The following is a 13,843-nucleotide window of genomic DNA, read 5'->3' on the forward strand; positions in this document are numbered from 1 at the left end:
CCATCAATGACGTTATTCCGCGGTTTTCGCCCAGCTCGCTGTGCGTTTCCACAGTCACTCGGCGAGTGTGATCCCCTGCGCTGTGAGGAAGTCGCGAATCCTGTGGGCGATCCCCTCGATGATGGTTTCCGCGAAATGACCGGGGATCCAGGCGACGTGCAGCGGCAGCGCGAGCGGCCTCGAAGCCCCACCCGCCCGCGCGTCGTCGAGGACCACGATCGGATGCGCCCCGTAGAGCGAGCCTTCGGTCGCGAAGCCGACCCCGCGCCCTGCGGCGGCGAGCGCGACCACGGTCTGGCCGTCGTCACACTCGGTCACGCTCGGGAAAGCGACGCCCGCGCGGCTGAGCGCGTCGTCGAGGATGTAGCGGCTCACGCTGTGGTGCGAGGCGAGGATCGCGGTCGACCCCGCGAACGCCGAGATGGGAAGCTCCGTCACGCCCGTGCGGGCCCACTCGTGATCCGGCGAGACGAACGCCCTCAACGCCACCTTGCCCAGCGGAACGTGCCGCAGCGCGCCGTCGGGCGCCGCGGGCGAGATCGCGAAGTCGCAGCCGAGCCGCAGCGAGTCGGTCATGTCGAAATGGCTGACTTCGCGGGCGATGATCTTCGGATCGTCCGGGCCGGTCGTCGCGATGAACGGCGCGAGGAAGACCCGCAGGGAAGCGCTCGTCGTCGAGGCAACGAGTTCCTCGACGCGACCTGTCCGAAGAACTGTCGCGGCTTCCTCGAACCCTCGGGTCTCCACCATGAGCCGGCGCGCCGTCGGCACGAGCGCCCGCCCCGCCGAGGTCAGCGCGAGGCGATTGCCCTGAGCTTCGAAGAGCTGGAGGCGCAGCTCGCGCTCGAGGGTCTTGAGCTGGCGGCTCACCGCCGGCTGGGCGACGTGCAGCCTCTCGGCAGCGGCCGTCACGGTCCCGGCGTCGACCACTGCCAAGAAGTACTGGAGGCGGCGGAAGTTCATGGCTCCATCATGGATCATGCCGATACGGCATGTGAACAAGCACCCATAGGTCTTAGACAGCATTTAGCTCCGGGCCGATAGTTGAGGAAAACCCTCCCCCGATCAGTGCCGTGAGGATCAGCATGCAGCAGTCCTGTCAGGAAACGTTCGAGATCGCGCTTTCGGACCGCGCCAAGGCCGGGCGGCCTTCCGAGGTCCGCAAGGTCTTCCGCGCGGCCCAACGGCCTGGCATCATCTCGTTCGCCAATGGAGCCCCATTCCTCGGCGCGCTGCCGTTCGACAAGCTCGCCGAGGAAGCCCGGCGCATCCTCGCCGAGCAGGGCGGCGTCGCCCTTCAATACGGGGCGAGCGACGGCATCCCGCGGCTCCGGAAGCACATCGTCGACGTCATGGCGCTCGAGGGCGTCACCGCTCACCCCGACCGGGTCATCGTGACGGCGGGATCGCAGCAGGCCCTCAATATCGCGGCGCATGCAACGATCAACCCGGGGGACGTCGTCTTCGCCGAAGGCCCCTCCTACGCGGGCGGGATGTCCGTCCTCACGAGCCACGAGGCCGAGGTCGTCCACGTGCCCAGTGACGGCGACGGGCTCATTCCGTCGGAGCTTGAGAGGCTCATTGATGAAGCCAGGGCCGCGGGCAAGACCCCCAAGGTGCTCTACACGATCCCCAATTTCCAGAACCCCGGTGGCATGAATCTCTCCCCGGAGCGTCGGATCAAGATCGGGCATATCTGCCGCAAGAACGGAATGCTGCTTTTCGAGGACAACCCGTATGGGCTGCTCGGCTTCGACGGCCAGACCATGCCCGCCATCCAGCCCGAATTCCCCGACATCACGTTCTATTTCGGGTCGTTCTCGAAGATGTTCGCTCCCGGACTCCGCCTTGGCTGGGTGATTGCGCCGGACTCGATCCACGACCAGCTCGTCAACATCGCGGAAACCGCTGCCTTGAATCCGGCTGTCTTCAATCAACTCATCATGGCGGCCTATCTGGACGACGCCGCATGGAAGGACACCCTCGACGTCTACCGGGGAATCTACAAGGCCAAATTCGAAGCTCTCGTCGAGACCCTCGCCGAAGTCATGCCGCCCGGATGCACATGGAACCGGCCGACCGGGGGTTTTTACCTGTGGGTCAAGGTCCCCGACGGAATCGATACCGAAGAACTCGTGTGGGAGGCGATCGAACGCGGCATCGTCTACGTCCCGGGGACGGCCTTCTACACGAATGGCGCCGGCCATTCCGAATTGCGCCTGAGTTTCTGCCTCCCGTCCATTCAGGACATCCGAAAGGGCGCGGCCATCCTCGGCGAGCTCCTGAGGGAAGCCCTGGCGATTGGGCATTTGCACACTCCAGACCGCGAAACCGAGGGAAAACAGCTAGTCCCCTTGGGCGATCCTCCTGTCACGATGGAATGACCAGCCTGAGAGCCACATCACGTTCGCCCACTCCCACGCCCCCAGGAGCATCATGAGCACGCCCACCGCCGCAGCCGCGGCCCTCCCCATCGACGAACGAGTCACCAAACGCGTCGCGATCGGCGCACTCGTGGGCACGGCCCTCGAGTGGTACGACTTCTTCCTCTTCACCACCGCCTCGGCGGTCGTGTTCAACGTTCAGTACTTCGCGACGAAGGATGCGATCCTCGCCGGCATCTTCTCCTTCGCGACCCTCGCGATCGGCTTCATCGTGCGGCCCGTCGGGGGCCTCGTCTTCGGTGCCCTCGGCGACAAGGTGGGGCGCAAGAAGATCCTCATGATCACGATCGTGGGGATTGGCGTCGTCACGGGCCTCATCGGCGTCCTGCCGAACTACGCGGCCATCGGCATCGCCGCGCCGATCCTGCTCATCCTCCTGCGCATCGTGCAAGGCCTCGCGGTCGGCGGGGAGTGGTCCGGCGCGATGATCATCGCCGTCGAGAACGCCCCGCTGCACAAGCGCGGGCGATACGCCGCGATGCCGCAGCTCGGCTCGCCGTTCGGCACGATCCTCTCCTCGGGCGGCTTCGCCCTGCTCGGCGCGCTCGTGACGAAGGAGAGCTTCGACGCGTGGGGCTGGCGCATCCCCTTCCTCCTCGCGATTCCGCTCCTGGCCGTCTCGCTCTGGATCCGCACGAAGCTCTCCGAATCCCCCGAATTCGAGGCGCTCATGGAGCAGGGCGAGACGGAGCACGCGCCCATCCGCGGGGTCCTCAAGAACTCGTGGAAGCAGATCATCGTCGGCATGGCGGCGACCCTCCTCGGCGTCGGCGGCTTCTACCTCGTGACGACCTTCGTCGTCTTCTATGGCACCACAGTGCTGCACCTCGACCGCACCCTCATGCTCGTCGCCCCGCTCATCGCGGCGGTCTTCGAGATCCCGATCCTCATCGGCGGCGGCCGTTTCGCGGAGCGCTTCGGGGCGAGCAAGGTCGTGATCTTCGGCGGCGTCGCAAGCGCCCTCCTCGCGTTCCCCGTCTTCCTCGCCGTCCAGAGCAAGAGCCCCGTCCTCGTCGTCATCGGCATCACGGTGGGCGTGTGCGCCCTCTCGATCCCCTACGCCGTCTCCGGGGCCGCACTCACGGCGCTCTTCCCGACCCGCACGCGCTTCACGGGCGTCGCGATCTCCGCGAACCTCGCGGGCCTCCTGAGCGGCTTCATCCCCCTCATCGCGACGGCGACCCTCGCCGCGACCGCGAACTCGTGGGTCCCGAGCGCGTGGCTCCTCGTCGGCATCGCCCTCTTCACGGCCCTCGCGGGCGTCGTCCTCCCCTCCCTGAGCATCAAGCAGGCGGGCGTCAAGGCGTGAGCCCGAAGCTAGACCTCATCCTCCGCAACGCGGACATCGTCACGATGGACCCGGCCCGGCCCGCAGCACGCTCCCTCGGCGTGCTGCACGGCCGGATCGTGGGCCTCGACGAGGAACTCGACGGCGTCGGGGCCCGCGAGGTCCTCGACCTCGGCGGCCGCACCGTCGTCCCCGGCTTCATCGACGCGCACTGCCACACGGCGTGGTTCGGCCTCGGCCTCATCGAGCCGTCCGTCGAGGGCTGCGCGGACTTCCCGGAGCTGTACGCGCTCCTGCGGAGGGCTGTCGAAAAGATGGACGACGACGACGATGGGGCCCCCGCCGAATGGCTCGTCGCCTCGGGCTTCAATCACCGGCTGTTCGGCGGCCGCTTCCCCGACCTTTCGGAGCTCGACGCCGCAACCGGGGACGTGCCGCTGTTCCTGCGGCACAACTCGGGGCACCTCGCCGTCGTCAACACCGCGGCGCTGCGTCTCGCGGGCCTGCACGACGCCGGAGCGCCGGATCCCGCGGGCGGCACCGTGGTGCGGGACGCGGCAGGTCGGCCCACCGGCGTCGTCGAAGAGACCGCGCAGGAACTCTTCCAGGCCCTCTTCCAGCCGCGCCCGCTCGCACGGCTGCAGGCCGCCGTCGAACGCGCGACCGCCGCGTACGCGAGCCAGGGCATCACGAGCTTCACGGACGCCGGAATCGGGGCGGGCTGGATCGGGCAGAGCCCCGCCGAGCTTGCCGCGTTCCAGCGCGCCGCCGCGGCCGGAACGCTCGCGGCCCGGGCGCAGCTCATGCCCGTCCTCGACGCGCTCCGCCCGCTCTCCGGGCATCCTTCAGACGGCCTCGGGACGGGCCTCGACCTCGGGATCCACTCGGGCTTCGGCTCCGACATGCTCTCGCTCGGGCCGGCCAAGGTGTTCCTCGACGGCTCTCTCCTCGGCGAGACCGCGGCCGTGAGCGAGCCGTACTGCTCGCACGGCTCCCACGCAGGCTACTTCCAGGACGATCCCGCCGCGCTCCGCGCGGCCATCGAGGCGGCCTACCGCTCCGGCTGGGCCGTCGCGGCGCACGCGATCGGGGACCGCGCCGTCGACCTCGCCCTCGACATCTTCGACGATCTCCAGTCGCGCTACGGACGGCGCGCGCTGCCGAACCGGATCGAGCACGCGTCGATCGTGCGGCCGGATCAGGTGGCGCGGCTCGCGCGGGCCGGGATCGCGGTCACTCCGCAGTCGAGCTTCTTCCGCGACGGCGGGGACGGCATGACGGCCTCGCTCGGCGCCGCGCGGGCCGCGTGGGCGTACCGCGCGGCGTCGTTCGTCGAGGCCGGGATCGTCGTCGCCGGAAGCTCGGACCGCCCCGTAGCGGACGGCGATGTGCTGCGCGGCATGCAGGCCTACGTGGACCGGCTCACGGCGTCGGGCGCCGTCTTCGGCAGCCCGGAGGAGCGGCTCACGCGCCGCCAGGCCCTCGCGCTCTACACGACCGGGGCCGCCGCGGCCACGGGGGCCAGCCGCCTCAAAGGTTCGCTGTCCCCCGGGAAGCTCGCGGACGCCGTCGTCCTCTCCGGCAGCCCGCTCGACGCGCCCCAGCTAACCGACCTCGCCGTCGAGGCCACGTTCCTCGGCGGTGCTCCGACCCATTCCCTCCTCGAGAAAGTCTCAGCATGACCACCCCCGCCATCCTTTCGGGCGCCGACGTCTCCGACGCGTGCTTCCTTGCCGACTTCCAGACCATGAGCAGCTTCGGCGCGACCGGCCGCGGCGGCGTGGACCGCCAGGCGGCGACGACGGCCGACGGCGAGCAGCGGCGCTGGCTAGCATCCCTCCTGGCCGCGCGGGGCTTCGACGTGCGCTACGACCGGATCGGCAACCAATGGGGGCTGCTCGAGGCCGTGCCGGGCGCGCCGTACGTCGTCGTCGGCTCGCACATGGACTCGCAGCCGACCGCGGGGAAGTTCGACGGCGCGTACGGCGTGCTAGCCGCCGCGCACGCCGCGTTCCGGATCGCGGAGCGGTGGAAGGTATGTGCGGGACGGGGGACGGGCCGGCCCCCGGTGCTGAATGTCGCCGTCGTCAACTGGTTCAACGAGGAGGGCAGCCGCTTCAAGCCGTCCATGATGGGCTCGTCCGTGTACACCGGGAAGCTCGCCCTCGAGGACGCGCTCGCGGTGCAGGACGCGGCCGGCGTCAGCGTCGGCGAGGCGCTCGACGCGCTCGGCATGCGCGGCGACTGGGACGGGCCGGACGCGGCGTTCTGCGCCGAGATCCACGTCGAGCAGGGGCGCTCGATGGAACGCGACGGGATCACGATCGGCCTCGTGCACTCGAATTGGGCCGCGAACAAGTACGAATTCGTCGTTCACGGCGAGCAGGCGCACACGGGCTCGGCCGTCATCGCGGACCGGCACGACGCGCTCCTCGGCGCCTCGATGCTCGTGGTCGCGGCGCGCGAGATCGCGGACGCGTTCCCCGGCGTTGTGCACACGTCGGTGGGGCAGCTCTCGGTGTACCCGAACTCGCCGGTCGTGGTGCCGAGCCGCGTGGAGCTCCTCCTGGACCTGCGGTCGGCGGACGAGTACGCGCTCGCCGCGGCCGACGCCCTCCTGCACGAGCGTGTGGCCTCGATCGAGACCGCAGCGAGCGTGCGCATCGAACGGCGCACGTCGCACTCGTGGCCCGTCATGCCGTACCAGCCCGAGGGCGTCGAGCTCGCCGCGAAGGCTGCCGCGGATCTCGGCCTCGTGCACAAGCCCGTCATGACGATCGCGGGCCACGACTCGACGAACATGAAGGATCTCGTGCCCACCGTCATGCTGTTCGTGCCGAGCGTCGAGGGGATCTCGCACAACGAGGCCGAATACACGAAGGACGAGGACCTCGTGGCCGGGGTCGCGATGCTGACCGAGGTTGTCGAGCGGCTCGCGGCCGGGGATCTGGAGGGCTGAGGGGGCATACCGCGCGCTCCTGACCGGTTGTGAATTCCCAACCAGTCGGGAACGCGGCGTGTCGGCCGAAATCAGCGTGTCGGCGCCGAAGAAGCGGACTGCACCGCGGGCCGGCCCCGAGCTACGGAATCACAGCCCGGAACCGCTCTCTGCAGTCTGGCGAGGTCACGCGGACCGTGCTTGCCGGATGCGTCGCGAGCAGATGGGACGGGCGCACCGGCCGACGCTCGAGATTGCCGCCGCAATTGGGGCACGCGCGCCCGGGAAACGTCGCAACGCAGTCGGCGCACCACGTGCACTCGAACGTGCAGATGAAGACGTCGGCATTACTCGGCGCAAGGTCGCGGTCGCAGCACTCACAGTTGGGTCGAAGTTCGAGCATGTGGCGCCTCCCGCAAGCAGCGTAGCCCCTGCCGCTAGGGGCGGCGGCGTGACAATTCGGGGAAAATCGTCTAGTGTCACTTCCAACTGCAGCTTTCATTTGGGGGATGAACATGGCAGCAATGAAGTTGGCGGAGGCCAAGACACCAAGCACCTGGCTGGGCCGGACCGCCCTCTATCTCGCGAGCTGGCGGCACTATGGGTCGCCTACAGCGCGCTCTGGCTGGCAACCGGCCGCGCCATCCGTGAGCCGAATCTGTTCAATCTCGTCATGGCCGCGCCCACGTTCCTCTACATCTTCTTCGCGAAACCGCGCTACTGGTTCCGACGTGAGGAGCCGCCGCCAAGGGATCCTCTCCCTCGGTGACCACAAGCTGACGGCGGCCCGCGTACGCCCCCTCACGGGCCGCCGTCGTCCACTTCCGCACCGAGGCCACCCGCCGGCCACAGGCCGGCACCGGCCCGGGCGTCAGGGCTGGCTGTCAGATCACCGTCGGCGTCCGCGCGAGCCGCTCGCGGAGGCGCGCCGCGAGCTCCCGCTCGCACGCGGTGACGAGCTCGTAGTTCCGCACCACCACGCGCCCGCCGACCACGACGTGCCTCGGCCGCCGGCCCGGCGAGGCCCACACTAGCCCGGCCACGGGATCGTGCACGCCCGCGTCGGCGACCCCGGAGACGTCCCACACGCAGAGATCACCGGCCGAGCCAGCGCGGAGGTGCCCGAGCTCGGGCCGGCCGAGACCCACCGCTGAACCTTCGGTCGCCATCCCGAGCACGGTTCGCGCGGGAAGCTGAGCCCCTGCGAGGCCCGAGACCTGCATCGCGAGTCGCGCGTCCGCGAGGAGGTGCCCGGCGTCGTTGCTTCCGCCGCCGCTCGTGCCGAGGCCGACGGCGACTCCCGCGTCGAGCAGCGCGGCGACCGGGGCGATGCCCCACCCCATGGGCACGTCGCACCCCGGGGCGTGCGTCGCCGTCACGCCCGCCTGGGCAAGCCGTGCGATCTCCGACGGCGTGATGTCGCACAGGTGTGCCAGAGTGACGCCCGGCTCGAGCCAGCCCCACTCATCGAGGAGATCGAGGGGCCTGCGGCCGTAGCGTTCGAGCGCGATCGCGGTATCGACCTGCTCGTTGGCCTGGGTGCGACGGCGCAGGCCGCGGCGGGCCGCGACCGCGCCCAGCGCGAGAAACGTCTCCCGCGAGTCCGAGTGGACCCCGGCCGGGCCGACGGCGACCTGAAGCATGCCGTCCGCCGTGACGCCCCCGGCACGCACTTCGCTGGCGTGCACTCCCCCGGAGCTCTCTCCCCCGGCACCCGTTGCCAACGCCCCGTCGGGCACAAGCGCCGTCGCGACGGCGTCGGCCGATTCCGCCGCCCACTCGGGGTCGTCGCGCGCCGAGCCGCGCACGAACACGAGGCGCGCGCCGAGCGCGCGGACCGCATCCGCCGTCGCCCGCGCCAAAGCGACGGTGTCCGCGATCGCTGCCCCGTGCGGCCAGTTCAAGTGATGGTCCGCGATGGTCGTGACGCCGCACAGGAGGCTCTCGGCGGCGCCGATGGACGCGGCCAGCGAGTAGCTCTCGGGGTCATGGCCCACGCGCGCGTACGCGGCGGCCATCGCGGGAAGCCATTCGGCCATCGGTACGCCGCGCGTGCCGGGGAGCGTGCGGAACGCGCTCTGGAGGAGATGATGGTGCGCGTTGACGAGGCCGGGCGTGACGACGCAGCCCGAGGCGTCGAGCACGCTGGGGTGCGGCGACCCGTCGTCGACCGTGAGCTCGGGCGCGTCCGGGCCGCCGCCCAGCTCCGTCGACGGGTCCACGAGGACGCGGTCGGCGTTCGCGATCGTGAGCACGGCTCAGAGCTCCAGGACGAGCTTCTCGCCGCGCGAGCGCGAGACGCAGATCATCATAGTGCGGTTGGAGGCCTGCTCGTCCTCGCTCAGGATCGAGTCCCGGTGGTCGGCGGCGCCCGCAAGGATCGCCGTCTCGCACGTTCCGCACGTCCCCTCGCGGCACGAGGAGAGCACGAGCACCCCCGCGTCCTCGGCGACGTCGAGCACCGAGCGCCCGGGCGGCACGGTGAGCGTGGCCCCCGAGAGGGCGAACTCGACCTCGAATTCGACGTCGGCGGCCCCCTCCACAGCCTTCGGCACGAAGCGCTCGACATGCAGGGACCCGTGTGGCCACGCGTGCATGGCCGCTTCGACGGCGTCGGTGAGCCGGGCGGGCCCGCAGCAGTACACGGCCATGCCGGGCACGGGCACGCCCAGGAGCTCGCCGAGGTCGAGGCGACGCCCCTCGCCGCTCGCCCACAGCTCGACCTTCTGCGGATGCTTCGCCTCGAGTTCCTCCGCGAAGGCCATCGACCCCCGCTCTCGCCCGGCGTAGACGAGGCGCCACGGCGTGCCGCTCGCCTCGGCGGCCTCGATCATCGGCACGAGCGGCGTGATCCCGATGCCGCCCGCGATGAACAGCGCGGGTTCCGCGGGGCGGAACTCGAAGTGGTTGAGGGGTCCTCGGGCCCGCAGCGGCGTCCCCGCGCCGAGCTCGTCGTGGATGTACGCCGAGCCCCCGCGCCCGCGCTCTTCGCGCAGCACGGCGACCCGCCACGCGTCGGCGCCGAGCGGCCCGCACAGCGAGTATTGGCGCTCCTCGCCCGTGGGCAGCACGAGGTCGATATGCGCGCCGGGGCTCCACGCGGGCAGCGCGGCGCCGTGGGCGGCCGCGAGGTCGAGGACGACGACGCCGTCCGCCGCCTCGGTCTTGGCCGCCACGACGACGTCGTGCTCGGCGCGGGACGAGAGGTCGATCATGCACCCTCCTGGGGTTCGTCGTCGGGCTTCTTCATTGCGTCGGGCTGCTGCTTGACCACGACGAGGTGGTACGGGGATCCGTCGGGCGAGCACCAGCGGTGCGCCGTCCCGCCGCGGTAGTAGACGGAGTCGCCCGCCTCGAGGCGCACCATTCCGTCCTGCTCGAGGTCGAGCGTGAGCGATCCGCTCACGACGTAGATGAACTCGTCCTCGCGGTGCCGGAAATAGTCGCCGAGATCCGTGTTGGCGCCGCGCCATTCGATGGGATCGAACGCGCGGCGGCCGCGCGTGAGCAGCCGGACCTCGCCGTGCGGGAACTCGGTGCGGGCTCCCTCGGCGGCGCGCAGGACGTCGGGCCGGCCGTCGTCGGGAGCGCGGCGCCCCGGGTCCCCCGCGGCGATGAGCTGCACCTGGGTGGTGCCGAGGGCGGAGGCGATGCGGTCGAGCGAAACCATGCTCGGGCGCGCGTGGCCACGCTCGAGCTGGCTCAGGAACGGATGCGAGAGCCCTGTGCGCTCAGCAAGCTGCACGAGCGTGAGCCCCCGCGAGCGGCGCATCTGCCGGATGCGGCCGCCGATCCGCTGCGCCTGCTCGTCGACGACGCGCGACGGCGTGGGGTCGCCTGACAGAGCGCCCGACGGCGAGGGCCGGGTCGTGACGCTCACGGCCGCCGTCCCAGAACCGACGCGCAAGGGAAACAAAGAGAAATCGGGACTTTACACATGGGAAACCTCGACTCCGTAGCATCAACAATGTTGATGAGATCAACATTCTATCCGCCAGCACGACGCCGTGACACCCCATTTCGGAGGATCACATGCCAGGTTCGCTGCCCCGCCAGCTCACCGCGGTCCGCAATGCGAGCCTGCCCGACGGGCGAATCGTGGACCTCTCGATCGCGGGGAGCACAGTCGGCGACGTCGTCCCGGCCGGCAGGCCCGCCGCCCGCGAAACGACCGGCCCCGACGAGACGAGCCTCGACCTCACCGGCTGGCTCCTCCTCCCCGCGCCGGCCGAGCCGCACGCGCATCTCGACAAGGCGCTGAGCTTCGACGCGATCGATCCGCCGCTCGGCGACCTCCCGTCCGCGATCGCGGCGTGGCGCGCCCACACGGCGACGATGACCGTCGACGAGATCGCAGGGCGCGCACGCGCTCAGGCCCTCGCGATGCTCGCCTCCGGCATCACGGCAATCCGCTCCCACGTGGACGTCCTCGGCGCAGACGGCCCGCCGAACAGCTGCGCGAGCGTCGAGCACGCCACGCGCGGCGCCCGCGCCCTCATTCAGGTCCGCGAGGAGCTCGCGGGCCTCCTCGATCTCGAGCTCGTCGCCCTCGCCGGCCCGCAGACGCCGGACCGCCACGTCGAAGCGGTCCTCGACCTTGGCGTCGACCTCGTGGGCGGCGCGCCGCACCTCGCCCCGGACCCCGCGGCGGACCTCTCGCGCCTCCTCGCGATCGCCGAATGGCGCGAGATCGGCGCAGATCTCCACACGGACGAGAACCTCGACGGACCCGTGACCCTCGACGCCTTTGCGCGGGCCGTGCGGAACTGGCCGCGCGGGCGCACCCGCACGGCGGGCCACTGCGTGCGCCTCGGAACGCTCGACGCCGCGCGGCGCGGCGCCGTCATCCGCGACGTGCGGGACGCCGACCTCGGCATCGTGACGCTGCCCATCACGAACCTCTACCTCCAGGGCTGGGAGCACCCCGTCGCGACGCCGCGCGGCCTCCCGCCGCTGCGCGAGCTCCTCGACGCGGGGGTCCGCGTGGGGGCGGGGGCGGACAACGTGCGCGATCCGTTCAACCCCGTGGGCCGGAGCGACGCGCTCGAGACGGCCTCGCTCCTCGTCACAGCCGGCCACCTCTCGCCAACGGAGGCGTACGACCTCGTGAGCCACGGGGCCCGCGAGGTCATGGGCCTCGCCCCCGCGGGCGCCGCCCCCGGGGCCCAGGCCGACTTCCTCGCGATCCGCGCCGCGAACCTCGCCGACGCGATCGCGAGTGCCCCGGCCGAGCGCATCGTGATCCACCGCGGCCGGATCGTCGCGGCCACCGAAGTGCGCCGCGCGCTCCCCGCCGTCGGGCCGGGCGGCGTCAACCCGCACCCCGCGGCGGCCTTCCCGGTGCGCACGACGACGGCGCCGCCCCCGCCCGCCGTCGTCCCGCCGTCGGCCGTTCCTCGCCCTCCGGCCCACGCGCCCGCCCCTGTGCCGGCCCGCGTGCCCACCGCCGCCCCCGCCTCCTGAAGGGACCCCTCATGCCGACCGCCACCGCGCCTCCCCCGATCGATGTCCGCACGCTCCTCGACTTCCGCGGCCTCGAACTCGTCTTCCCCAACGGCACCGTCGCGCTCAGCGGCGTGGACCTCACGGTGGACCGGGGCGAGTTCGTCTCGATCGTGGGGCCGAGCGGCTGCGGCAAGTCCACGCTCCTGCGCATCGCGTCCGGGCTCGAATCAGCCTCGAGCGGCACTGCCGACGTGAGCGCGAAGCGCATCGGCTACGTGTTCCAGGACGCGACGCTGCTCCCGTGGCGCACCGTCCAGGGCAACGTCGAGCTGCTCGCCGAGCTCCACAAGGCACCCGCCGCGGAACGGACCGCGAAGGCCGCCGCCGCGATCGGCCTCGTGGGCCTCACCGGGTTCGAGAAGCACCTCCCGAAGCAGCTCTCGGGCGGCATGAAGATGCGCGTCTCGCTCGCCCGGTCCCTCACGCTCGATCCCGAGCTGTTCCTCTTCGACGAGCCGTTCGGGGCCCTCGACGAGATCACGCGCGAACGGCTCAACGACGAGCTCCTGCGGCTCTTCGTCGAGCAGCGCTTCGCGGGGCTCTTCATCACCCACTCGGTCTCCGAGGCCGTCTACCTCTCGACCAAGGTCGTCGTCATGTCCGGCCGGCCGGGCGCCGTCGTCAAGCGCTTCGACGTGCCTTTCCCCATGCCGCGCGATCCGGACATCCGCTTCACGCCCGAGTTCGCCGAGCTCGTCGGCGAAGTCTCGCACGCGCTCAGGGAAGGACACCGCTGATGGCCACGCTCCAGGAGACGGCCGCGCGCCGCACCGCCGCCGCGGCCTCGGCCTTCAAGGCCCGCCGCCCGCGAAGGCCCGGCTCGTGGTGGCAGCCCGTCGTCGTCTTCGGCCTCTTCGTGGGGCTCTGGTACGCGGCCGCCGCCTATTACGACCAACAGGTACAGCTCCCGTACCTCGTCCCGTATCCGCACCTCGTGCTCATGGCGATCATCCATGACACACGGCCCAACGGCGCCCCCACGGGCTTCAACCCCGAACTGTGGGCGTCGCTCGGGCGCACGACGGTTGTCTCGCTCACGGGCCTCGCGATCGCGATCGTCATCGGGGTGCTGTGGGCCACCGTCATGGCCCAGGCCAAGGGGCTCGAGAAGGCCCTGTACCCGTACGCGGTCGTGCTCCAGTGCGTGCCGATCCTCGCGCTCGTGCCGCTCATCGGCGCCCTGTTCGGGTACGACTTCGTCTCGCGTGTGATCGTCACGGTCATGATCGCGCTGTTCCCCATGGTCTCGAACACCCTGTTCGGCCTCCACGCGACGGACCGCGCCCAGCGCGAGCTGTTCGCCCTCCAGGGGGCGGGCCCGCTCACGCGGCTCCTCAAGCTCCAGATCCCGGCCGCCCTCCCCTCGATCTTCGTGGGCCTGCGCACGTCCGCGGGGCTGTCCGTCATCGGGGCGATCGTCGGAGACCAGTTCTTCCAGCGCGGCAACCCGGGCCTCGGCGTGCTCATCCAAGTCACCGCGTCCCGCCTCATGGGCCCCGAGCTCTACGCGACGATCATCATCGCCTCGCTCTACGGCATCGCCGTGTTCCTCGTCTTCGGGCTCCTCGGCCGCCTCGCCGTGGGCCGATGGTTCGACTTCAGCTAGCTCATCCTTCCTTCCCGCACCTCTTTTCCGTCCCACCGCCCCATTCTTTCCCGCCCACCCAC

At 70.8% G+C, this 13,843-nt stretch carries 12 protein-coding genes; 7 read left to right on the plus strand and 5 right to left on the minus strand.

The window, feature by feature from the left end:
* Positions 1-54 precede the first annotated feature (54 nt).
* Positions 55-963 (minus strand): LysR family transcriptional regulator, encoded by a 909-nt coding sequence (locus SPF06_RS13630; protein ID WP_323279648.1) that lies wholly within the window; start codon positions 961-963, stop codon positions 55-57.
* 122 nt (positions 964-1,085) lie between these two features.
* Here SPF06_RS13630 and SPF06_RS13635 point away from each other — a divergent pair, with 122 nt between their 5' ends.
* The 4 genes from SPF06_RS13635 to SPF06_RS13650 are packed head-to-tail and all read left to right on the plus strand — an operon-like array spanning position 1,086 to position 6,691.
* Positions 1,086-2,384: an aminotransferase-like domain-containing protein gene (locus tag SPF06_RS13635; protein ID WP_323279649.1), complete on the plus strand. Its 1,299-nt coding sequence runs from the start codon at positions 1,086-1,088 to the stop codon at positions 2,382-2,384.
* Positions 2,385-2,436: 52 nt separating this feature from the next.
* Complete coding sequence (locus SPF06_RS13640; RefSeq protein ID WP_323279651.1) at positions 2,437-3,753, plus strand: MFS transporter; 1,317 nt, start codon at positions 2,437-2,439, stop codon at positions 3,751-3,753.
* 44 nt (positions 3,754-3,797) lie between these two features.
* Positions 3,798-5,414, plus strand: a complete 1,617-nt coding sequence (locus SPF06_RS13645; RefSeq protein WP_428985770.1) for an amidohydrolase — start codon at positions 3,798-3,800, stop codon at positions 5,412-5,414.
* Positions 5,411-6,691, plus strand: a complete 1,281-nt coding sequence (locus tag SPF06_RS13650; protein ID WP_323279653.1) for a M20 family metallo-hydrolase — start codon at positions 5,411-5,413, stop codon at positions 6,689-6,691. The genes SPF06_RS13645 and SPF06_RS13650 overlap by 4 nt, the downstream gene beginning before the upstream one ends.
* Positions 6,692-6,812: 121 nt before the next feature.
* Here SPF06_RS13650 and SPF06_RS13655 read toward each other — a convergent pair whose 3' ends face one another.
* The 4 genes from SPF06_RS13655 to SPF06_RS13670 form a co-directional block, all read right to left on the minus strand.
* On the minus strand, positions 6,813-7,187 hold the full coding sequence (locus SPF06_RS13655; protein ID WP_323279654.1) for a DUF1272 domain-containing protein: 375 nt from the start codon (positions 7,185-7,187) through the stop codon (positions 6,813-6,815).
* A 367-nt stretch (positions 7,188-7,554) separates the two neighbouring features.
* Positions 7,555-8,925, minus strand: coding sequence for an amidohydrolase family protein (locus tag SPF06_RS13660; protein WP_323279655.1), 1,371 nt, complete (start codon positions 8,923-8,925; stop codon positions 7,555-7,557).
* Between the two features lie 3 nt (positions 8,926-8,928).
* Positions 8,929-9,885 (minus strand): PDR/VanB family oxidoreductase, encoded by a 957-nt coding sequence (locus SPF06_RS13665; protein WP_323279656.1) that lies wholly within the window; start codon positions 9,883-9,885, stop codon positions 8,929-8,931.
* The gene (locus tag SPF06_RS13670; protein ID WP_323279657.1) at positions 9,882-10,550 is read right to left on the minus strand and encodes a helix-turn-helix domain-containing protein; all 669 of its coding nucleotides are present in this window, start codon (positions 10,548-10,550) and stop codon (positions 9,882-9,884) included. The genes SPF06_RS13665 and SPF06_RS13670 overlap by 4 nt, the downstream gene beginning before the upstream one ends.
* Positions 10,551-10,702: 152 nt before the next feature.
* Here SPF06_RS13670 and SPF06_RS13675 point away from each other — a divergent pair, with 152 nt between their 5' ends.
* Genes SPF06_RS13675 through SPF06_RS13685 form a run of 3 tightly spaced genes read left to right on the plus strand, consistent with a single transcriptional unit; the run spans position 10,703 to position 13,781 of the window.
* On the plus strand, positions 10,703-12,133 hold the full coding sequence (locus SPF06_RS13675) for an amidohydrolase family protein (RefSeq protein WP_323279658.1): 1,431 nt from the start codon (positions 10,703-10,705) through the stop codon (positions 12,131-12,133).
* Positions 12,134-12,144: 11 nt separating this feature from the next.
* Entirely contained in the window at positions 12,145-12,912 is a 768-nt protein-coding gene (locus SPF06_RS13680) for an ABC transporter ATP-binding protein (RefSeq protein WP_323279659.1), read from the plus strand.
* Positions 12,912-13,781, plus strand: coding sequence for an ABC transporter permease (locus SPF06_RS13685; protein WP_323279660.1), 870 nt, complete (start codon positions 12,912-12,914; stop codon positions 13,779-13,781). Before SPF06_RS13680 ends, SPF06_RS13685 begins: the two co-directional genes overlap by 1 nt.
* Positions 13,782-13,843 lie beyond the last annotated feature (62 nt).

Origin of the sequence: Sinomonas terricola (genome assembly GCF_034931225.1) — a bacterium.
Classification (GTDB): domain Bacteria; phylum Actinomycetota; class Actinomycetes; order Actinomycetales; family Micrococcaceae; genus Sinomonas; species Sinomonas terricola.

What these genes read in the sequence shown, in the direction of transcription:
- SPF06_RS13630 (WP_323279648.1), bottom strand. Translation starts at nt 963, where the DNA reads ATGAACTTCCGCCGCCTCCAGTACTTCTTGGCAGTGGTCGACGCCGGG.
- SPF06_RS13635 (WP_323279649.1), top strand. Translation starts at nt 1,086, where the DNA reads ATGCAGCAGTCCTGTCAGGAAACGTTCGAGATCGCGCTTTCGGACCGC.
- SPF06_RS13640 (WP_323279651.1), top strand. Translation starts at nt 2,437, where the DNA reads ATGAGCACGCCCACCGCCGCAGCCGCGGCCCTCCCCATCGACGAACGA.
- SPF06_RS13645 (WP_428985770.1), top strand. Translation starts at nt 3,798, where the DNA reads ATGGACCCGGCCCGGCCCGCAGCACGCTCCCTCGGCGTGCTGCACGGC.
- SPF06_RS13650 (WP_323279653.1), top strand. Translation starts at nt 5,411, where the DNA reads ATGACCACCCCCGCCATCCTTTCGGGCGCCGACGTCTCCGACGCGTGC.
- SPF06_RS13655 (WP_323279654.1), bottom strand. Translation starts at nt 7,187, where the DNA reads ATGTTCATCCCCCAAATGAAAGCTGCAGTTGGAAGTGACACTAGACGA.
- SPF06_RS13665 (WP_323279656.1), bottom strand. Translation starts at nt 9,885, where the DNA reads ATGATCGACCTCTCGTCCCGCGCCGAGCACGACGTCGTCGTGGCGGCC.
- SPF06_RS13675 (WP_323279658.1), top strand. Translation starts at nt 10,703, where the DNA reads ATGCCAGGTTCGCTGCCCCGCCAGCTCACCGCGGTCCGCAATGCGAGC.
- SPF06_RS13680 (WP_323279659.1), top strand. Translation starts at nt 12,145, where the DNA reads ATGCCGACCGCCACCGCGCCTCCCCCGATCGATGTCCGCACGCTCCTC.
- SPF06_RS13685 (WP_323279660.1), top strand. Translation starts at nt 12,912, where the DNA reads ATGGCCACGCTCCAGGAGACGGCCGCGCGCCGCACCGCCGCCGCGGCC.